This window comes from Frateuria sp. (assembly GCF_035944355.1).
GTDB lineage: Bacteria > Pseudomonadota > Gammaproteobacteria > Xanthomonadales > Rhodanobacteraceae > Frateuria_A.
Map to the genome: position 1 here is coordinate 185,403 of NZ_DASZBH010000014.1, position 19,262 is coordinate 204,664.

The 19,262-nt window shown below is 66.4% G+C and carries 14 protein-coding genes and 8 tRNA genes; 5 read left to right on the forward strand and 17 right to left on the reverse strand.

Annotated elements, in window-relative coordinates:
* The first annotated feature begins 69 nt into the window (after nucleotides 1-69).
* Nucleotides 70-1,200 carry a carboxylate-amine ligase gene (locus tag VGU03_RS11360; RefSeq protein WP_327480596.1) on the forward strand — a complete coding sequence of 377 codons (1,131 nt, stop codon included), beginning with the start codon at nucleotides 70-72 and terminating at the stop codon, nucleotides 1,198-1,200.
* Entirely contained in the window at nucleotides 1,197-2,351 is a 1,155-nt protein-coding gene (locus tag VGU03_RS11365; protein WP_327480597.1) for a hypothetical protein, read from the forward strand. Before VGU03_RS11360 ends, VGU03_RS11365 begins: the two co-directional genes overlap by 4 nt.
* A 42-nt stretch (nucleotides 2,352-2,393) precedes the next feature.
* Here the strand turns inward: VGU03_RS11365 and VGU03_RS11370 are convergent, their stop codons facing one another.
* Nucleotides 2,394-2,822, reverse strand: a complete 429-nt coding sequence (locus VGU03_RS11370; RefSeq protein WP_327480599.1) for a VOC family protein — start codon at nucleotides 2,820-2,822, stop codon at nucleotides 2,394-2,396.
* A gap of 132 nt (nucleotides 2,823-2,954) precedes the next feature.
* On the reverse strand, nucleotides 2,955-3,692 hold the full coding sequence (locus VGU03_RS11375; RefSeq protein WP_327480986.1) for an N-acetylmuramoyl-L-alanine amidase: 738 nt from the start codon (nucleotides 3,690-3,692) through the stop codon (nucleotides 2,955-2,957).
* 235 nt (nucleotides 3,693-3,927) lie between these two features.
* Between VGU03_RS11375 and VGU03_RS11380 the strand changes: the two genes are divergently transcribed.
* Nucleotides 3,928-6,156: a penicillin acylase family protein gene (locus VGU03_RS11380; RefSeq protein WP_327480600.1), complete on the forward strand. Its 2,229-nt coding sequence runs from the start codon at nucleotides 3,928-3,930 to the stop codon at nucleotides 6,154-6,156.
* 143 nt (nucleotides 6,157-6,299) lie between these two features.
* Nucleotides 6,300-6,959: a DsbA family oxidoreductase gene (locus VGU03_RS11385; RefSeq protein WP_327480602.1), complete on the forward strand. Its 660-nt coding sequence runs from the start codon at nucleotides 6,300-6,302 to the stop codon at nucleotides 6,957-6,959.
* Nucleotides 6,960-6,998: 39 nt separating this feature from the next.
* Here the strand turns inward: VGU03_RS11385 and VGU03_RS11390 are convergent, their stop codons facing one another.
* The gene (locus VGU03_RS11390; RefSeq protein ID WP_327480604.1) at nucleotides 6,999-7,703 is read right to left on the reverse strand and encodes a glutathione S-transferase N-terminal domain-containing protein; all 705 of its coding nucleotides are present in this window, start codon (nucleotides 7,701-7,703) and stop codon (nucleotides 6,999-7,001) included.
* A 436-nt stretch (nucleotides 7,704-8,139) separates the two neighbouring features.
* On the opposite strand from VGU03_RS11390, the gene VGU03_RS11395 reads away from it, so the two are divergent.
* Nucleotides 8,140-8,922, forward strand: coding sequence for an enoyl-ACP reductase (locus VGU03_RS11395; RefSeq protein WP_327480606.1), 783 nt, complete (start codon nucleotides 8,140-8,142; stop codon nucleotides 8,920-8,922).
* Between the two features lie 96 nt (nucleotides 8,923-9,018).
* On the opposite strand, the gene VGU03_RS11400 is transcribed toward VGU03_RS11395, so the two are convergent.
* The 14 genes from VGU03_RS11400 to VGU03_RS11465 form a co-directional block, all read right to left on the reverse strand.
* Entirely contained in the window at nucleotides 9,019-10,923 is a 1,905-nt protein-coding gene (locus VGU03_RS11400; protein ID WP_327480607.1) for a SurA N-terminal domain-containing protein, read from the reverse strand.
* 81 nt (nucleotides 10,924-11,004) lie between these two features.
* Nucleotides 11,005-11,081 (reverse strand) — tRNA-Asp (locus VGU03_RS11405).
* Nucleotides 11,082-11,088: 7 nt separating this feature from the next.
* Nucleotides 11,089-11,163, reverse strand: a tRNA-Val gene (locus VGU03_RS11410).
* A gap of 21 nt (nucleotides 11,164-11,184) precedes the next feature.
* Nucleotides 11,185-11,457, reverse strand: coding sequence for an HU family DNA-binding protein (locus tag VGU03_RS11415; protein ID WP_091336270.1), 273 nt, complete (start codon nucleotides 11,455-11,457; stop codon nucleotides 11,185-11,187).
* 326 nt (nucleotides 11,458-11,783) lie between these two features.
* Entirely contained in the window at nucleotides 11,784-14,300 is a 2,517-nt protein-coding gene (lon, locus tag VGU03_RS11420; protein ID WP_327480608.1) for an endopeptidase La, read from the reverse strand.
* A 295-nt stretch (nucleotides 14,301-14,595) separates the two neighbouring features.
* Nucleotides 14,596-15,891 carry an ATP-dependent Clp protease ATP-binding subunit ClpX gene (gene clpX, locus VGU03_RS11425; protein ID WP_327480609.1) on the reverse strand — a complete coding sequence of 432 codons (1,296 nt, stop codon included), beginning with the start codon at nucleotides 15,889-15,891 and terminating at the stop codon, nucleotides 14,596-14,598.
* A 118-nt stretch (nucleotides 15,892-16,009) separates the two neighbouring features.
* Nucleotides 16,010-16,639, reverse strand: coding sequence for an ATP-dependent Clp endopeptidase proteolytic subunit ClpP (gene clpP, locus VGU03_RS11430; protein ID WP_245188233.1), 630 nt, complete (start codon nucleotides 16,637-16,639; stop codon nucleotides 16,010-16,012).
* Between the two features lie 66 nt (nucleotides 16,640-16,705).
* On the reverse strand, nucleotides 16,706-17,998 hold the full coding sequence (tig, locus tag VGU03_RS11435; RefSeq protein WP_327480610.1) for a trigger factor: 1,293 nt from the start codon (nucleotides 17,996-17,998) through the stop codon (nucleotides 16,706-16,708).
* 67 nt (nucleotides 17,999-18,065) lie between these two features.
* Nucleotides 18,066-18,150: transfer RNA gene (locus VGU03_RS11440), tRNA-Leu, on the reverse strand.
* Between the two features lie 317 nt (nucleotides 18,151-18,467).
* A tRNA-Lys gene (locus VGU03_RS11445) sits at nucleotides 18,468-18,543 on the reverse strand.
* Nucleotides 18,544-18,560: 17 nt separating this feature from the next.
* Nucleotides 18,561-18,637: transfer RNA gene (locus VGU03_RS11450), tRNA-His, on the reverse strand.
* Nucleotides 18,638-18,655: 18 nt separating this feature from the next.
* Nucleotides 18,656-18,732 (reverse strand) — tRNA-Arg (locus VGU03_RS11455).
* 23 nt (nucleotides 18,733-18,755) lie between these two features.
* Nucleotides 18,756-18,832: transfer RNA gene (locus VGU03_RS11460), tRNA-Pro, on the reverse strand.
* Between the two features lie 165 nt (nucleotides 18,833-18,997).
* Nucleotides 18,998-19,074 (reverse strand) — tRNA-Arg (locus VGU03_RS11465).
* Nucleotides 19,075-19,262: the final 188 nt, after the last annotated feature.

The following is a 19,262-nucleotide window of genomic DNA, read 5'->3' on the forward strand; positions in this document are numbered from 1 at the left end:
CGGCGGCAGCCGTCCGGCGGGGAGGTAACGGTGGTCTGATCTGCACTCCACCAACGCAAGGGGGTTGCCATGATCACGCTGGGTATCGAAGAAGAAGTGCAAGTGGTCGACGAGCAGGGGCGGCTGGTCACGCATGACCTGGGCTCCGGCCAGGCCGAATACGCCACGCCGGAGGGCCTGCTCGACAAGGAAATCCATCGCTGCGTCATCGAGCTCAAGACCCGCGTCTGCCGCGGTGTCGACGAACTCGTCGACGCATTGCGCGCGGTACGCGCGGTGGCGCGGCGCAAGGCGGCGGCGCAGCAACAGCGCATCCTGATCGCCGGCCTCCACCCGACCGCGCGATGGCAGCAGCAGCCGATGCACGAGGGGCCGGAGTATCCGCACTACCACCGGCTGATCGCCGAATACCAGGACGTGGCGCGCGCCGCCTTCAGCTTCGGCATGCATCTGCACCTGGGCTTTCCCGACGGCGCGCCGCGCATGGCGATCATGAACCGCCTGCGCCACGTGCTGCCGGAGGTGCTGGCGCTGTCGGCCAGTTCGCCGTTCCTCGAGGGCCGCGACACCGGCCTGCATTCCTGGCGGCACAGCCTGCTCGACCGCTACCCGCGCATGGGCACGCCCGATGTCTGGACCAGCGAGCGCCATTACCAGGCCCACGTCGACCGCCTGCGCCGGGTCGGCTGCATCCATCCCGAGCAGGGGCTGTGGCAGGACCTGCGCCTGCATCACCGCTACGGCACGCTGGAGGTGCGCATCATGGACGCCCACCCGCACCTGGAGCGCATCGGCTTGATCGCCACCCTGCTCAAGTGGGAGGCGCAGACGCTGGAGCAGGAATTGCGCGAAGGCCGCCAGGGACTGGTGTGGGAGCGCGCCTGCATCGACGAGAACAAGTGGCGCGCCCGCCGCTACGGACTGGCCGCGCAGTGGATCGAATGGGACCGGGACGAGGTCTGCGGCACCGCGGCGCACTTCGAGCGCTGGTGGCGGCGCCTGGCGCGATGCGCCACCAGCCATGCCGAACGCGCGCACTGGGAACGCCGCCTGGCCGATGCCCTGGACGAGGGCAGCTACGCCGACGCGCTGCGCGCGCACGCGGCCCGCGATGCGGACTGGACCACCACGCTGCAATGGATGGTCGAGCAGGCCGAAGAGGAGCTGCCCGCACTCGCTCATGCGGAGGGCTGGGCATGAACATGCAGCCATCCATCCGTCTGGACGTCCTGGGCATCGACCGGCTCGCGCTCGCCCTGGCCGCCGTCGATGCGCCGCACCTGCCGCTGTCGATGATGTCGGACCACTACGCCATCGGCAACGCGGCCCTGCGCCAGGCGCTCAAGGACAAGATCGCGCGGCTGGTGCGCGCGCTCGGGCCGCACCTGCATCCCTCGCGCGCAGGCTGGTCCGGCGCGCGCGCGGACGTGCTGGCGCTGGACCTGGCCTTCGTCGAGCATCCTCGGCAGCCCTTCGAGCTGGCCTGGGTGGAGATCCAGGCGTTCACCTCGATGCTGCCGACCTTCCACACCCTGCACCTGGCGCAGCGCCGCCTGCACGGTCTGGCGCCCCATTGGCTGCCGCACGACGCCCTGCCCCCTGGCGCCGGCTGGGTGGAGCACATGCGCCACTGGGTGGCGCCGCGGGCGGACACCGCGCTGATCGAGGACCAGCCGCGCCGCCGCGTGACCTGGCCGGACCTGGATGCCGCGCGGCACTGGTGGCAGGTCGACGTGCACGACTGGCGCGACCTGGTGCCGATGCAGGGCGAGCTTTGCTGCCCGGTCAGCCGGCGCCGTTACGGCCACGTCTGGAACCGCCTGATCCTCGACGACCTGGACGCCCTCGATCGCCGCCGCGCCGAGTCGGTGCTGCGCGCCGCCGACAAGGTCGGCTGGCACAGCCATCCGGCCTGGTACGAGGGCATCCACAAGGGCACCTTGGCCAGCCTGCCCCTGGCACCCCACGAGGCCTGCCACTGGATCGAGGAAAGCCCGCTGCGCGCGGGCGGCTATGCCGACGCCGGCCGCTGGGTGGCCAAGTCGGTCGGCGGCCATTCCGGCAGCGGTTTGCTGCTGGCGCCCACGCCGGAGGACCTGGAGGCCTTGCCGACGCCGCGCCGGTGGATCGTGCAGAACCGCTTCCGCCAATTGCCCATCGGCCAGCATCCGGTCACCGGGCAGCCGCTGTTCGGCGAACTGCGCTGCATGCTCGGCCTGCGCGATGGGCAGCCGCCGTGGGTGATGGCATGGATCCTCAGGCTTTCCAACAACGGCATCGCCACGCTGACCGGAAGGGACACCCGTCCGGGCGAAGGGATGACCCTGCTCTACTTCGAGGAGGAAGCTTGATGGCGGCCGGAGCCCTCCCCGCCGGGGAGGGCTCGTGCCGGCTCAGCCTTTCCCCTGCGTTCCCGCGACCACCATCCACGACACGCCGAAACGGTCGGCCACCATGCCGAAGCTGGAGGCGAAGAAGCTCGGGCCCAGCGGTTGCTGCACTTGGCCGCCGTCGGCCAGTGCCTCGAACAGCCGCCGCGCCTGGGCGTCATCGTCGGCGGTGACGGAAAGCGACACGCCCTTGAACTCCGGATGTCCGGCCGCAAAGCCGTCCGAAGCCATCACCTGCGTCTGGCCGATCTGCAGGCAGGCGTGCATGACCTTGTCCGCCGGCGGCGGCGTGCCGCCCGGGCAGCCCGCGTCGCCCGCGGGCGCATCGCTGTAGTGCATGAGCATGAGTACCTGCGCGCCGAGCGCCTGGCGGTAGAAGGCGACCGCCTCCTCGCAGCGGCCGTCGAAGAACAGATAGGGCTGGACCTGCATGGGAATGACCTCGTCGTGTGGGAAAGCGGAGCCCCGCGGGCTTCCACGATCATGACGAACGTGACATCGGCGGATCGACAACCGCGCCGATGCCGGCAACGGCCCAGGCCGCCTGTCCACGAGCAACCGGCCTCAGGGATGCGGCTGCGCCTGCGTGCCGGCGTCTACCGCCGGGTTCGCTGGCGCGCCGGTCAGCTGGCAGGCCAGCGCATACAGCACGCGCAGGTCCTGCGCGTCCAGCGTGTTGCCTTGCATGCCGCGGAAATGGTGGTGGAAGGAGCGCACCGCGGCGGCGCGGTCATCCAGCGGATAGCCGACCAGCGCCAGCGCCATCCACGGGTCGAAGCCGGGCGGCGGGTCGACCAGCGGCCCGCGCGGCCACAGGCCATAGCCGGCGGCGGCCAGGCGCTGCCAGGGGAACAACGGGCCGGGGTCGTCCTTGCGGCCGGGCGCCAGGTCCTCGTGCCCGATGATCTGCGTGGGCGGGATGTGCAGGCGCGTGGTGAGGTCGGCCAGGAGCCGCAGCAGGCTGTCGATCTGCGCCTGCGCGAACGGCGAGTGGCCGTCGTTGTCCAGCTCGATGCCGATCGAGGCGGAATTGAGGTCGCTGATCGTGCCCCAGCGCCCGGGGCCGGCCTGCCAGGCGCGGTCACTGTCGGCCACCAGCTGGTAGATCGTCCCGTCGCTTCCCACCAGGTAGTGCGCGCTCACCGGGCCGCCACTGTTGGCCGTGCGCAGGGTATCGAGGCTCTCCTGCACCGAATGCTGGTCGGTGAAGTGGATCACGATGGCCACCGGCCGGCGCTGATCGTAGTTGGGCGATGGCACCCAGCGCGCCATCGGATTGCGTACCGGGCCGCAGGCCGCCATGCCGGCGAGCACCAGCGCCAGCAACGGCAATCGGCCCCTGCGGGACAGCAGGGGAAAACGGTACACGGCGATCCCCTCGCTTTGAAAGCATCGAACCTGCCGCAGCGACGGGAGATGCGTCAAGGACGGCGGCGCGTGCGTACGCCGCTGTTCTGGCAGGACGCTCATGCCTGTTATGGTTGCCCGCGATGCCCGGCGCCGTAGGCACCAGCCAACCTTCAAGGGAGCCACCACGATGCCTGCAACCTCTTTCCGCAGCGCACTGCCGATCGCCACGCTGCTCGCTTTTGGCCTGCTGGGCACGGCCCAGGCGGCCACCCGGGAGCAGGCGCGCTGGAAGCAGGAAGCGCAGGCCGTGACGATCACACGCGATGACTTCGGTATAGCCCACGTGCACGGCAAAACCGACGCGGACGCCGTGTTCGGCATGGTCTACGCGCAGGCCGAGGACGACTTCAACCGGGTCGAGACCAACTATCTCAATTCGCTGGGCCGGCTGGCGCAGGCCGAGGGCGAAAAGGCGATCTGGTCGGACCTGCGCCAACAGTTGTTCATCGATCCGGTGCAGCTGAAGAAACTCTATGCGCAGAGCCCCTCGTGGCTGAAGTCGCTGATGGACGCCTGGGCCGACGGCCTCAACTACTACCTGGCCACGCACCCGGCCGTGCGCCCGCGCGTGATCACCCGCTTCGAGCCGTGGATGGCCTTGAGCTTCACCGAGGGCAGCATCGGTGGCGACATCGAGCGGGTCTCGCTCAAGCAGTTGCGGGCCTTCTATGGCAAGCCGGGCGACGCGCCGGCGCCGGTGGCGATGGCCCAGGCGCACCCGAGCTGGGTGGAGCCGACCGGCTCCAACGGCATCGCGATCGCGCCCAAGCTCACCGCCGACGGCCACGCGCTGCTGCTGATCAACCCGCACACCTCATTCTTCTTCCGCTCCGAACTGCAGATGACCTCCGACGCCGGGCTCGACGCCTACGGCGCGGCCACCTGGGGCCAGTTCTTCGTCTACCAGGGCTTCAACCACCACATCGGCTGGATGCATACCTCCACCGGCGCCGACGTGGTGGACGAGTTCGCCGAGACCATCGAGCACAAGGACGGCAAGCCCTACTACCGCTACGGCAAGGAACTGCGGCCGGTGACCGAACGACAGATCACCATCGACTACCGGGCCGCGGACGGCTCGATGGCCAAGCGCAGCTTCACCGCCTACTTCACCCACCACGGACCGATCGTGCGCGAGGCCCATGACAGCCGAGGCCAATCCAAGTGGATCGCCATGGCGCTGATGAACAAGCCGATCCCGGCGCTGGAGCAGAGCTGGCTGCGCACCAAGGCGAGCGACTACGCCAGCTACATGAAGGTCGCCGAGCTTAAGGCCAACTCCTCCAACAACACGCTGTTCGCCGACGACAAGGGCGAGATCGCCTACCTGCACCCGCAGTTCATACCCAAGCGCGATGATCGGTTCGACTACACCAAGCCCGTCGACGGCTCCGACCCGGCCACCGATTGGCAGGGCCTGACGCCGCTGGACCAGGCGCCGCACGTGCTCAACCCGCCCAATGGCTGGGTGTTCAACACCAACGACTGGCCCTATTCCGCCGCCGGCAAATACAGCCCAAAGAAGGAAGACTTCCCGCGCTACATGGACACCTTCGGCGAGAACCCGCGCGGGCTGCACGCCATCCGCGTGCTGACCGGCAAGAAGGATTTCACCCGCGCCTCGCTGATCGACGCGGCGTTCGATTCCTACCTGCCGGCGTTCGCGCGGCAGATCCCGATCCTGGTGGCCGACTACGACGCGCTGCCCGCGAACGATCCGCTGAAGCAGAAGCTGGCCGGCCCCATCGCCATGCTGCGCCACTGGGACTACCGCTGGGGCATCGCCTCGATGCCGACCTCGCTGGCGGTGTTCTGGGGCGACACGCTGTGGGACGAGGTGAGCCGCGCCGACACCGCCGAAGGCCTGTCGATCTACGACGCCATGGCCGAGAAGGCCGGCTCGAAGGCGCGCCTGCATGCGCTGGTCGAAGCCGTCGACCGATTGGAGAAGGACTTCGGCCACTGGGGCGTGCCGTGGGGCGAGATAAACCGCTTCCAGCGCCTCAACGGCGACCTGGTGCAGCCCTTCGACGACGGCAAGCCGAGCATCCCGGTGCCCTTCACCTCCTCGCGCTGGGGCTCGCTGGCCTCCTTCGGCGCGCACCGCTGGCCGGGCACCAGGCGCTACTACGGCACCAGCGGCAACAGCTTCGTGGCCGTGGTCGAGTTCGGGCCCAAGGTGAGCGCGCGTGCGATCACCGCCGGCGGCGAAAGCGGCCATCCGGACTCGCCGCACTTCAACGACGAGGCCGAGCGCTACACCACCGGCAACCTGCGCGAGGTGTATTTCTGGCCCGAGCAGTTGAAGGGGCACACCGAGAAGGTCTATCACCCGGGCGAGGCCGCCCGCCCCTGAGGGAAGGTCATCGGGCGCCCGTGAGCAATCGTCGCCACGGGCACCAGGCCTCTTGGGCGCACCAGCCTGGGCTGCCCGCGCACGATTGACACGGCGTCCGCCGCCTCCATCTAGGACGGGCCGGCACCTCCCTCGGAATTCCCATGAGCACCCCTGCCCCGCTTCGTATCGACTTCGTCTCCGACGTCTCCTGCCCCTGGTGCGCCATCGGCCTGGCGTCGCTCGAACAGGCGCTGGCACGGCTCGACGGCACCGTACAGGCGGACATCCACCTGCAGCCGTTCGAACTCAACCCGCAGTTGCCGGCCGAAGGCGAGGACGCCACCGACCACCTGATGCGCAAGTACGGCATCGACGAAGCACAGGTGGACGCCAACCGCGCGATGATCCGCGAGCGTGCGGCGGCGCTGGGCTTCGCGTTCAACATGCGCCGGGGCAGCCGCGTGTACAACACCTTCGACGCCCATCGGCTGCTGCACTGGGCCGAGCTGGAAGGACGCCACCTGGCGCTGAAGAAGGCCTTGCTGCGCGCCTATTTCAGCGATGGCGAAGACGTCGCCTCGCATGAGGTGCTGGTCCGCCTGGCCGGAGAGGCCGGGCTCGATCCCGTGCGGGCGCGCCGACTGCTGGAAAGCGGCAGCTATGCGGATGAGGTGCGCACGCAGGAACGCTTCTTCCAGGAGCGCGGCATCCATTCGGTGCCGGCGACCATCGTCAACGGCACGCATCTGATCCCGGGCGGCCAGCCGCCGGAGATCTTCGAGCGGGCGCTGCGCGAGATCGCCGCGTCCGCGGCGGGCTGACCCGAGCGGGAGCAGCCCCGCTCGTCTCGAAATGCCAGCCTAGCCTCTACCTGGGATCTGCAGACCCCGCTCGACCGCCGGGCGTTGCAGCCCGCGTTCCAGCCACGCCGGCACGTTGGTGAGTTCGTCGAAATGGACCAGGTCGCGTGCCCCGTAGTATTCCACCAGGTTGCGCACCCAGCCCAGCGTGGCGATGTCGGCGATGCTGTAGTCCTCGCCCATCAGCCAGGGCCGACCGTCCAGGCGTGCCTCCAGCACGCCGAGCAGGCGGCGGGATTCGTCCACGTAGCGCCTGAGCGGGCGCTTGTCCTCGTACTCGCGGCCGGCGAATTTGTGGAAGAAGCCCACCTGGCCGAACATCGGGCCGATCGATGCCATCTGGAAGAACACCCACTGGATGGTCTCCCAGCGCAACGCCGGATCGGGCGAGAGGAACATGCCGCTCTTCTCGGCGAGGTAGAGCAGGATGGCGCCGGATTCGAACAGGCCGATGGGCTCGCCGCCCGGACCGTCCGGATCGATGATCGCGGGGATCTTGCCGTTGGGATTGAGCGAAAGGAACTCGGGCGTCTTGTTTTCGTCGCGCATGATGTCGACCAGGTGCGGCTCGTAGGGCAGCCCGGTTTCCTCCAGCATGATCGACACCTTCACCCCGTTGGGCGTGTTGAGCGAATAGAGCTGGATGCGTTCCGGATGCCGGGCCGGCCAGCGCGCGGTGATCGGGAAGGCGGACAAGTCAGGCACGTCGGGCTCCTTGGGCCAGGTATCCCAAGCGCAGATTGGGGCTGGGCCCTGCCTTCGCAACGGCCGCCGTTGCGCTCGTACGAACTCCATCGCCCAGCGGCCATCTCATATTGCCCGCGGCCGGATGCCCGGGTTCTCATGCGGATCAACTCGAGTCCTCTTGGCAGGCAGGCTCGGGGGCATGGCACCCGCACGCAGGCCTGGCCTCCTCCACCACGCCACCCATGCCCGCCTCCTCGTGCAGCAGCACGACTGCCTGCGCCTGCCAGCGCAGGCTCGTCAGGTCGATGCCGCGTGGCGGATCCGGGCATGGCGGGCATCGTCACGGCAGCGTTCGCTCGGGGCTTCCGACGCAAGCCTTGGGGCCAAGGGTGGCGGGCCTGCTAAAATCCCCCGGCTGCGCCATCAGGCGCGCCATCAACCTTTTGGAGGACGCATGGGATTCCTGCACGGCAAGCGTGCCCTGATCGTCGGCATCGCCAGCCAGCGCTCGATCGCCTGGGGCATTGCCAACGCGATGCATCGCGAGGGCGCGCAACTGGCCTTCACCTATCAGAACGAGCGGCTGAAGGACCGCGTCGACGAAGCGGCCAATGCGTTCGGCTCGAACATCGCGCTGCCCTGCGACGTGGCCGAGGACGGCCAGATCGAGCAGATGTACGCCGAGCTCGGCAAGCACTGGGACGGCTTCGACATCCTGGTGCACTCGGTGGGCTTCGCCCCGCGCGAGGCGCTGCAGGGGCAGTATCTGGACAATCTCACGCGCGAGAACTTCGCCATCGCGCACGACATCTCCAGCTACAGCCTGGCCGCGCTGGCCAAGGCGGGCCGTCCGATGATGGCCGGCCGCGGCGGCGCCATCCTCACCCTCACTTACCTCGGCGCCGAGCGTGCGCTCAACAACTACAACGTGATGGGCCTGGCCAAGGCCAGCCTGGAAGCGAACGTGCGCTACCTGGCCTTCAACCTGGGTCCCGAGGGCACGCGCGTGAACGCGATCTCGGCCGGTCCGATCAAGACCCTGGCGGCCGCCGGCATCGCCAACTTCCGCAAGATGCTCGACCACGTGGACGAGAACGCGCCGCTGCGCCGCAGCGTCACCATCGACGAGGTCGGCAACGTCGGCGCCTTCCTGTGCTCGGACCTGGCTTCGGGCATCACCGGCGAGATCACTTACGTGGACGCCGGCTACAACATCCTGGGCATGACAGGCATCTGAGCCGGCCCATCCGGGAACAAAAAAGGCGGCCGGTCGGCCGCCTTTTTTGTTCCTGCGCAAGAGACCGGGCTGCGGGAGGGGTTAGCTCCCTGCGACCTACATCCGGTCCCTGGCGATCTTGATCTCGGTCTTCGCCCTCAGCGCTTCGATGAAGCCCTGGGTGACGACACTGCCATACGCCGCAACCATGCTCTGGCGAAGCATCTTGCGCTGGTCGGCAGTCACCTTCGAGAGGTCGCCGTCCTGCACCTTGTCCACCGCGAGCAGCGCATAGGCGCCTTCGGGCAGCGCCACCGCGGCGAACTGCGGCTTGCCGTCCTGCGGGTGCGGCAGCAGGAAGGCCTCGTCGCGCAACTGCTCGGGCAGCCCATCCTGCACGCGCACGGCTTCCGGCACGCTCTGCACGGCAGCGCCGGCCGAGGCCGCCACCACGTCCATCGGCTCGCCCTTGCGCAAGCGTGCAAGCAGATCGTCCGCCCGCTTGCCGGCGGCGGCGGCGACGCGCTGATCGAGGATGTCCTTCTTGATCGCGTCGCGTACTTCGGCCAGCGGACGCACCGCCGCGGGCACGTGCTTGGCGACGTGGATCACCACCGAGTGGTCGTTGCCCAGGTCGATCAGGCTGGAGTTGTTGCCCTGCACGAGCACGTCGTCGGAAAAAGCGGCCTTGACCACCTTGGGATCGGCCGCGATGCCCTTGCCGCCGTCGCGCGTGAACGGTTCCGAGTCCTTGACCGGCAGGCCAAGGGCCTGCGCCGCCGGCTCCAGCGAGGAGGGGCTCTGGTAGCTCTTGTCGGCCAGCTTGCCGGCGATGTCGTTGTACTTGCGCTCGCGCTCGGCGGCCAATGCTTCCTGCTCCAGCTGGCCGCGCACTTCCTCGAACGGCTTGGCCTGGCCGCTGCGGACATCGCGGAGCCACAGGATGTGGTAGCCCTCGTCGGACAGCACCGGCTTGGAAATCTGGCCCTTCTGCAGCGCGAACAAGGCGTCGTCGAAGGCCTTGTTGGTCACGCCCTTTTCCAGCCAGCCCAGGTCGCCGCCCTGGCGGCGGGAGCCCAGGTCCGCCGAATCCTGTTCGGCGAGCTTGGCGAAGTCCTGCGGGGTGGCCTCGGCGGCGATCTTCTGGGCCTTGGCCAGGGCAGCCTTCTGCTGCTCCGGCGTGGCGTTCTTCGGCACGTCGATCAGGATGTGGGAAACGAGCCGCTGCTCGGGCTGCACGAAGCGCTGCTTCTCCTCCTCGTAGCGCTTGTGCAGGTCTTCGTCGCTGGGCGCGGCGTCGGGCTTGAGGTCGGCCGCATTGACCTCGACGTACTGGATGGCGACTTGCTCGGGCGCCATGAACTCGCCCTGGTGCTGCTTGTAGTAGGCCTGGACCTGCGCGTCGGTGACCGCGCTGTCGGTCAATGCGGGGCGCGGCAACATCGCGTAGCGCAGGTCGCGCCGCTGCATGCGCAGCTTGAGGAAGCGGTCGATCTCCCCCTCGGTGACGATGGTGCTGGCCGACAAGGCATCAGGCAAAAGGCGGACCGCCAGGGAGGAGCGGACCTCGTCCTCGAACATCGCGGGTGTCTTGCGTTCGCCGGCGAGCACGGCGCGGTAGGTCGCCGGATCGAACTGGCCGTTCACCTGGAACGCAGGAATCGTGGCGATCGCCTCGCGCAGCGCACCGTCGGACACGCGCAAGCCCAGATCGGTATTGGCCTTGAGCAGCAACTGCTGATCGATCATCGCATCGAGCACGCGCTCCTTCATCGCCGGCTGCTCGTACACACTCGGATCGAACTGATCGCCCATCTGCGCACTGCCCTGCTGGCGCAGCTCGTTCAGGCGGTTCTGGAAATCCTGCTGGCTGATCTCCTGCTTGCCGACCTTGGCCACGAAGGTCTCGGTGCGGGAAGTGAAGTAGCCCTCGATGCCGAAGAAGGACATGGCGAACACCGCCACGCCCAGCACGACGATGGACGGCCAGCCGTGCATCTTGTCTCTCAACGACTGCAGCATATGTGGATTCCCGCTTGTTCCCGCTTTGCAAGAGGCGAAGCATAAATGACAAGGGCGCCACGCGGGCGCCCTTGGAACTACTGGCGGAGTGGACGGGACTCGAACCCGCGATCTCCGGCGTGACAGGCCAGCATTCTAACCGACTGAACTACCACTCCGCGATTCTGGTGGGTGCTGTAGGGATCGAACCTACGACCCTCGCCTTGTAAGGGCGACGCTCTACCGCTGAGCTAAGCACCCGAAACCGAGCGAACTAGCCGCTCAGTTTAGGGCATCCTTGAGCGTCTTGCCAGCCTTGAACGCCGGCACCTTGGAAGCCTTGATCTTGATCGTCTCGTTGGTGCGCGGGTTGCGACCGGTACGAGCCGCGCGCTTGCGCACGGTGAAGGTGCCAAAGCCGACGACCGACACGTCGTCGCCCTTCTTAAGGGCCTTCTGCACGGTCTCGAAGAAGGCTTCGATGGCGCGGCCGGCATCGGCCTTGGTCAGCTCGGCCTTTTCGGCGATGGCATTGATCAGATCGGTTTTATTCATTGAGACACTCCCTTAAACGGTTTGCTGCCCGCGTGATCGGTCTGGGACGAGAGGACTGCCACGAAATCGGATGACCGAACCCCCCGCAACCCCGCATCGCTGCGCCATATGCACGGCGCTTTGACTGCGGTGCCGCCTTTATACCAGCGCGTCACGGCGGTCCGCAATACAAGCAATACCAAGGCTTCCGGCGGTTCTGGGCCAACTGCAATCACTTGCAAACCGACGCCATAACCGTTACGGCGAGGGCCCTTGCGTGCCTGCCTGCGCGAACACGAAAAGGCCGCCCGGAGCGGGCGGCCTTTTCGAGAAAAACCCCTTGCGTATCAGTGCGCGCGGGTGCGGTTCTCAGCCGTTTCCTCGGCTACCGGCTCGACCGGCGCGTGTTCCTCGGCTGCCGTCTCGACCGCCGGCTTGGCCGGGCGCAGCGGGTGCTCCAACGCGATGTCGAGCACCTCGTCGATCCAGCGCACCGCGTGGATATCCAGCGAGGAGGTGACGTTGGCGGGGATGTCGGCCAGATCTTTCTTGTTCTCTTCGGGAATGATCACGGTGGTGATGCCGCCGCGGTGCGCCGCGAGCAGCTTCTCCTTGAGGCCGCCGATCGGCAGCACGCGACCACGCAACGTGATCTCGCCGGTCATCGCCACTTCCGAACGCACCGGCACCTTGGTCAGCACCGACACCAGCGCGGTGCACATGGCGATGCCCGCACTCGGACCATCCTTGGGGGTGGCGCCTTCGGGCACGTGGATGTGCACGTCGAGGTTCTGGTAGAAGTCCGGATCGATGCCCAGCTGGTCCGCACGTGCGCGCACGACCGACATGGCGGCCTGGATCGACTCCTTCATGACGTCGCCGAGCTGGCCGGTGTGCACCAGCCGCCCCTTGCCCTGCACCACCGAGGCCTCGATGCTGAGCAGGTCGCCACCGACCGAAGTCCACGCCAGCCCGGTCACGAGTCCGACCTCGTTCTCCAGCTCCTTGCGGCCGAAGTCGAAGCGGCGCACGCCCAGGTAGTGCTCGATATTGTCCGTGGTGACGGTGACCTGCGTGGCCGCCGCCTTCTTCTTCGCCTTGACGGTCGCCTTGGCGGCGGCCTTTGCCGCGGACTTGGCCTTGGCCTGCTTGACCTGGCCCAGCGTGATCTCCTTGACGACCTTGCGGCAGATCTTGGCGATCTCGCGCTCGAGGTTGCGCACGCCCGATTCGCGCGTGTAGTAGCGGACGATGTCGCGCACCGCCTCCGGCTCGATGCTCAGCTCTTCCAGCTTGAGGCCATTGGCCTTCAGCTGCTTGGGCAGCAGGTAGCGCTGCGCGATCGCCAGCTTCTCGTCCTCGGTGTAGCCCGGTACGCGGATCACTTCCATGCGGTCGAGCAACGGACCGGGGATGTTGAGCGAGTTGGCGGTGGCGATCCACATCACCTCGGAAAGATCGAGGTCGACTTCGAGGTAGTGGTCGTTGAAGGCATGGTTCTGCTCCGGGTCGAGCACCTCCAGCAGAGCCGAAGACGGATCGCCGCGGAAATCCATCGACATCTTGTCGATCTCGTCGAGCACGAACAGCGGATTGCGCGTGCCGACCTTGTTGAGGTTCTGCACGATGCGGCCGGGCATGGAACCGATATAGGTGCGTCGATGGCCGCGGATCTCCGCTTCGTCGCGCACGCCGCCCAGGCTCATGCGGACGAACTTGCGGTTGGTCGCCTTGGCGATCGACTGGCCGAGCGAGGTCTTGCCCACGCCGGGCGGGCCGACCAGGCACAGGATCGGGCCCTTCATCGTGTTCACGCGCTGCTGCACGGCAAGGTATTCGAGGATGCGGTCCTTGACCCGCTCCAGGCCGAAGTGGTCGGCATCGAGCACCTGCTGTGCCATGGCCAGGTCCTTGCGCACCTTGGTCTTGGCTTTCCATGGCACGCCGATCAGCCAATCCAGGTAGTTGCGCACGACGGTCGCCTCCGCGGACATCGGCGACATCTGCTTGAGCTTGGAGAACTCCTGCTTGGCCTTGGCCAACACCGGCTTGGGCATGCCGGCGTTCTCGATCTTCTTCTGCAGTTCCTCGATCTCGTTGACGCCCTCCTCGCCTTCGCCCAGCTCCTTCTGGATCGCCTTCATCTGCTCGTTGAGGTAGTACTCGCGCTGGCTCTTTTCCATCTGCGACTTGACGCGGCCGCGGATGCGCTTCTCCACCTGCTGCAGATCCATCTCACCGTCGACGAGGCCGATCAGCAACTCGAGGCGCTGGCCGACGTCCGCCGTCTCCAGCACCTTCTGCTTGTCGGACATGCGCACGGACAGGTGCGCCGCGATCGAATCGGCGAGGCGCGACGGGTCATCGATACCCGAAAGCGTCGCGAGCACTTCCGGCGGCAGCTTGCGGCTCTGCTTGACCAACTGCTCGAACAGCGAAACGAGCGTGCGCGAGATCACGTCCAGCTCCCGTTCCTTCGCGCTGTAGATCGGCTCGATCACGCGCGAGCGGGCGGTCAGCATGCCGCCTTCGGTGCGGTATTCCTCTATGGACACGCGCGCCTGTCCCTCGACCAGCACCTTGACGGTGCCGTCGGGCAGCTTGAGAAGTTGCAGCACGCCAGCCAGGGTGCCGACTTCGTGCAGGTCGTCCGCCGCGGGATCGTCGATATCGGGGCTCTTCTGCGCCGCCAGCAGGATCTGCCGCTCGCCCTCCATCGCATGCTCCAGGGCACGCATCGACTTGTCACGCCCCACGAACAGCGGGATGACCATGTGGGGGTAGACCACCACGTCGCGCAACGGCAGCACGGGCAGTGCGTCGAGCGAGGCGCCGGTGGTGGAAACGGAGGCGTGTTTGGCCATCGAAAAAGGTCCCCGATGATTTGTAAGGTTTACCCCGACACTGAGCCAGGGCTTTCGGTAGGTCAAGTGGAGCCAACCTGCGCCGCCCTCAAGTCGCGCGCGACTCGTCGAAGCGGCTAGACCGGTAGCCTGCAGGTTTCAAGCCAAGGCCGGCAAAAGCGCGTCGGGCGGCAGCCCGGCGCGGCCCTGCGCTCGTGGCGGCTCCATCGGAAGCTGGCGCCTGCCTGCTTGCGCCAAAAAGCAAACGGCCCCGGCAATTGCCGAGGCCGCTGTTTTTTGACGCACCGCGTACCGGTCAGGCAGCGTCACCACCCTCGCCTGCGACGCGCTGCTGCTGCAGGTTGCCGCGGTAGATCAGGTAGGGTTCGGCCTGGCCTTCGATCACCGCGTCGTCGACCACCACCTTGCTGACGTGCTCCAACGAAGGCAGCTCGTACATGGTGTCCAGCAACACCTGCTCCAGGATGGTGCGCAGGCCGCGGGCGCCGGTCTTGCGCTTGAGCGCCTTCTTGGCGATCGCCTGCAGGGCTTCCGGGCGGAACTCCAGCTCCACGCCCTCCATTTCGAACAGGCGCTTGAACTGCTTGGTGACGGCGTTCTTCGGCTCGGTGAGGATCTTCACCAGCGCCGGCTCGTCGAGTTCGTCCAGCGTCGCCACGACGGGCAGTCGGCCCACGAACTCCGGGATCAGGCCGAACTTGACCAGGTCCGACGGTTCGACCTCGGCCAGCACCTTGCCCAGATTCTCGGTGCGCTCCTTGGAGCGGACCTCGGCCGAGAAGCCGATGCCGGTGGTCTCCGAGCGTTGCTGGATGACCTTCTCCAGGCCCGCGAAGGCGCCGCCGCAGATGAACAGGATGTTCTTGGTGTCCACCTGCAGGAATTCCTGCTGCGGATGCTTGCGTCCGCCCTGCGGCGGTACGGAGGCCAGCGTGCCCTCGATCAGCTTGAGCAGCGCCTGCTGCACGCCCTCGCCCGACACGTCACGCGTGATCGACGGGTTCTCGCTCTTGCGCGAGATCTTGTCGATCTCGTCGATGTAGACGATGCCCGACTGCGCCTTGTCGACGTCGTAGTCGCACTTCTGCAGCAGCTTCTGGATGATGTTCTCGACATCCTCGCCCACGTAGCCCGCTTCGGTCAGCGTGGTGGCGTCGGCGATGGTGAACGGCACGTTGAGCAGGCGGGCCAGCGTCTCGGCCAGCAGCGTCTTGCCCGAGCCGGTCGGACCGATCAGGAGGATGTTGGACTTGCCGAGCTCGACCTCATCGCTCTTCTGGCGCGATTCCATGCGCTTGTAGTGGTTGTATACGGCCACCGCCAGCGCCTTCTTGGCGCGGGTCTGGCCGACCACGTACTGGTCGAGGGTTTCCATGATCTCGCGGGGCTTGGGCAGATGGCTGCGCCCGGAGGCTGCCTTCTCTTCCAGCTCCTCGCGGATGATGTCGTTGCACAGTTCTACGCACTCATCGCAGATGAACACGGAGGGACCCGCGATCAGCTTGCGCACTTCATGCTGGCTCTTGCCGCAGAAGGAGCAGTAGAGAATCTTGCCGCTGTCGTTGGAACGGCCCTGCCGCTCGTCGCTCATATCAGGTCCTGCTGTGTTTCGGTTGCGCCGTCAGAATAGCACAGGGCTCCGCGCCTGCTTGGCGCCGGCGCAGAGCATGCTTTCTGGCGGATTAGGTAGGTCTGGACCAGACGGGGGATCAGGCCGACTTGACCGTTTCGACGCCGCGACGGTCGAGGACCTGGTCGATCAGGCCATAGTCGCGGGCCTCGATCGGGTTCATGAAGCGGTCGCGCTCCATGTCGCGTTCGATCTTCTCCAGCGGCTGGCCGGTGTGGTCGACGTAGAGCTGGTTCAGGCGCTGGCGGATGTACAGGATCTCGCGTGCCTGGATCTCGATGTCGGTGGCCTGGCCCTGCGCACCACCGGAAGGCTGGTGGATCATGATGCGAGAGTTGGGCAGCGAGAAGCGCTTGCCCTTGGCGCCTGCCATCAGGAGCAGCGAGCCGGCGCTGCACGCCTGGCCGATGCACATGGTGCTGACGTCGGGCTTGATGAATTGCATGGTGTCGTAGATCGCCAGGCCCGCGGTGACCGCACCGCCGGGGCTGTTGATGTACAGGTGGATGTCCTTGTCGGGGTTCTCCGACTCGAGGAACAGCATCTGCGCGATCAGCACGTTGGCGACCTGGTCGTTGACCTCGCCCACCAGGAAGATCACCCGCTCCTTCAGCAGGCGCGAGTAGATGTCGTAGGAGCGCTCGCCGCGAGCGGTCTGCTCGACGACGATCGGCACCAGGTTGAGGTTCTGGATCGGGGCCATGGCCATGCGTGCTTGTTCTCCGGATGAGGCCCGCGGTCAGGCGGGCCTGATGATGGTGCCTGGCAGTGTCGCTCAGGCGCCGGCCGGGCGCATCACTTCGTCGAAAGCCAGGTGCTTTTCGGTGGTCTTGGCGTGCTCGGCCACCCACTCGGCCACCTGGTCTTCCATCACGCGGTTCTGCAGCCCAGACATCAATTGGGGGTCGGCATTGTAGAGTTCAACGACCTTCTCCGGCTCCTCGTAGGTCGAGGCGATGGCGGCCAGTTGCTCGGCGACGCGCTTGCGGTCGATCTTGAGTTCCTGCTTGCGGGCGATCTCGCCCATCAGCAGGCCCGCGATCACCCGCTTGCGGGCCATCGGAGCAGCCGCTTCGACGAGCTGCGGCGGCGGCTGCTGGCCGCGCGGCACGCTGCCGGCGGCAAGGTTGTGTGCCTCGGCCTGCACCATCATGTTGGGCACTTCCAAGTCGGGATGCGCATTGGCCAGCTTCTCGGCGACCTCGCCTTTGAGACGGCCCATCAGAGTCGCCTTGAGCTCCCGTTCGAGGTTGGCGCGCACTTCCTTGCGGAAGGTTTCCAGGTTGCCGTCGGTGATGCCGAACAGCTTGGCGAACTCCTCGTTCACCTCGGGCAGTTGCGGCGCCTGCACTTTCACGATCTTGAAGCTGACCTGGGCGGTCTTGCCGGCCAGTTGCGGGTTGCCGAAGTCTTCCGGGAAGCTGATCTCGCTGTCGAACTCGTCGCCGGCGGTGCGGCCGGCGAGCGTCTCGTCCAGCGCCTTGAACAGCGTGCCCGAGCCAAGCACGCTGCCCGCGCGCTCCAGGCCCTCGGCCGGGAAGCGGTAGTCGCCGGCGGTAGCGGCATATTCGAACATGACGAAATCGCCCTCGGCCGAGGCGCGCTCGACCGGGTCGAAGCTGCGGCGCTGCAGGCGCAGGGTCTCGATCATCTTCTCGATGTCGGCATCGGTCACCTCGGCGGTGGGACGGGAGATCTCCAACGAGGCCACGTCGATCTCCGGGAACTCCGGCATCACCTCGAAGGTGGCGGTGTAGGCGATCTCGCCGTTCTCCGGCCTGCCGGTGGTGTCGATCGAAGGGTTGGCGACAGGGCGCAGGTTCTCCTTCTCGAACGCCTCGCGGAGGGTGGCGCCGATCAGGTCGGAGAGCACCTCGCCGCGCACCTGGGAGCCGAAGCGCTGCTGGATCACGGCAGCCGGCACCTTGCCCGGGCGGAAACCCTTCAGGCGTACCGTACGGCCCATCTCGGCGATGCGCGCGCTGACCTGCGACTCGAATCGCTCCGCCGGGAACCGCACCGTAAGCTTGCGCTCGAGCTTGCCGACGTTCTCAACCGAAAACTGCATGACGACTCCTGGTAACTCTCGTGGTGGCTGGCGCGCTCGCCGGCCTTTGCAAAAAAACGAACAGGGATGGTGCGAAAGGCGGGACTCGAACCCGCACGGTGTGAACCGCTGGAACCTAAATCCAGTGCGTCTACCAGTTCCGCCACTTTCGCGTCGGGCCCGCGAAGCTGACGCGTCGGATTCCAAACGGAATTCGGCCAGCGCCCGCCCGCTAAGTCGATGATTCCCTTGTGCCAAAGCGGCACATTTTACGGTTGCGCGACGGGGCAACACAAGCAGGCCTTTGGATGATGGCGCTCATCCGCCAGGGCGGCGCGCCCCGTTTCCCGCCGTGGATGAAAGGCCGGCGGGTGGAGAACATCCAGGGGCGCCTGCAATCCTTCTGCTTCAGCCTGTCCTCTTCCTGGAGGGGGGACAGGCCAGGTTCAAAAGAAAACAGGCGCCCGGTTTCCCGAGCGCCTGTCTGTATTGGTGGGCCGTGTAGGATTCGAACCTACGACCAATTGATTAAGAGTCAACTGCTCTACCAGCTGAGCTAACGGCCCGTTTTTCTTGTTTTGAATGGGGTGGACGATGGGATTCGAACCCACGACAACCGGAATCACAATCCGGTACTCTAACCAGCTGAGCTACGCCCACCATAAAACAGTGTGAAGCTGGCGCGCCCGACAGGAATCGAACCTGCAACCGTCGGCTTAGAAGGCCGATGCTCTATCCGGTTGAGCTACAGGCGCATGTCCGAAAGCATAACGCCTGCTGGTCGGGGCAGAGGGATTCGAACCCCCGACATCCAGCTCCCAAAGCTGGCGCTCTACCAGACTGAGCTATACCCCGTAGCAAACCTGTAGGACGCTTATCGCGTACCGAAGCCCTCGAATGCTACGGGCGACGCTTCACCTCGTCAATCCGTATCCAGCGCACCGGCTTCCTTTCCGGCCCCGTCGACGCTTTGGCGCAGACGGACAAGTCATGGTGCGAACAACATGCCTTGCGATGTAATGGCGCGCCCGGAGAGATTCGAACTCCCGACCACCAAGTTCGTAGCCTGGTACTCTATCCAACTGAGCTACGGGCGCGCGGTGAAACTGGTTTGCCGTGACGATTCCTCACCAGAGTGAGGGGCGCCGAAGCAAGAAGCGGAATTATTCAGAACGGACGCGATGGCGTCAACACCTTTTTCAAAATTTCTTCGCTTTTCTCGTCGCGAAAGTCGGTCGCATCCCTGGGCAGCTTGGCGTTTGGATGTCCAAACGGAACAGCACGC

Coding starts and splice junctions, on each gene's coding strand:
- VGU03_RS11415 (WP_091336270.1), bottom strand. CDS start 11,457: ATGAATAAAACCGATCTGATCAATGCCATCGCCGAAAAGGCCGAGCTG.
- tig (WP_327480610.1), bottom strand. CDS start 17,998: ATGCAGTTTTCGGTTGAGAACGTCGGCAAGCTCGAGCGCAAGCTTACG.
- VGU03_RS11385 (WP_327480602.1), top strand. CDS start 6,300: ATGAGCACCCCTGCCCCGCTTCGTATCGACTTCGTCTCCGACGTCTCC.
- VGU03_RS11400 (WP_327480607.1), bottom strand. CDS start 10,923: ATGCTGCAGTCGTTGAGAGACAAGATGCACGGCTGGCCGTCCATCGTC.
- VGU03_RS11375 (WP_327480986.1), bottom strand. CDS start 3,692: ATGGCGGCCTGCGGCCCGGTACGCAATCCGATGGCGCGCTGGGTGCCA.
- VGU03_RS11380 (WP_327480600.1), top strand. CDS start 3,928: ATGCCTGCAACCTCTTTCCGCAGCGCACTGCCGATCGCCACGCTGCTC.
- clpX (WP_327480609.1), bottom strand. CDS start 15,891: ATGAGCGACGAGCGGCAGGGCCGTTCCAACGACAGCGGCAAGATTCTC.
- lon (WP_327480608.1), bottom strand. CDS start 14,300: ATGGCCAAACACGCCTCCGTTTCCACCACCGGCGCCTCGCTCGACGCA.
- VGU03_RS11360 (WP_327480596.1), top strand. CDS start 70: ATGATCACGCTGGGTATCGAAGAAGAAGTGCAAGTGGTCGACGAGCAG.
- VGU03_RS11395 (WP_327480606.1), top strand. CDS start 8,140: ATGGGATTCCTGCACGGCAAGCGTGCCCTGATCGTCGGCATCGCCAGC.
- VGU03_RS11365 (WP_327480597.1), top strand. CDS start 1,197: ATGAACATGCAGCCATCCATCCGTCTGGACGTCCTGGGCATCGACCGG.
- VGU03_RS11370 (WP_327480599.1), bottom strand. CDS start 2,822: ATGCAGGTCCAGCCCTATCTGTTCTTCGACGGCCGCTGCGAGGAGGCG.
- clpP (WP_245188233.1), bottom strand. CDS start 16,639: ATGGCCATGGCCCCGATCCAGAACCTCAACCTGGTGCCGATCGTCGTC.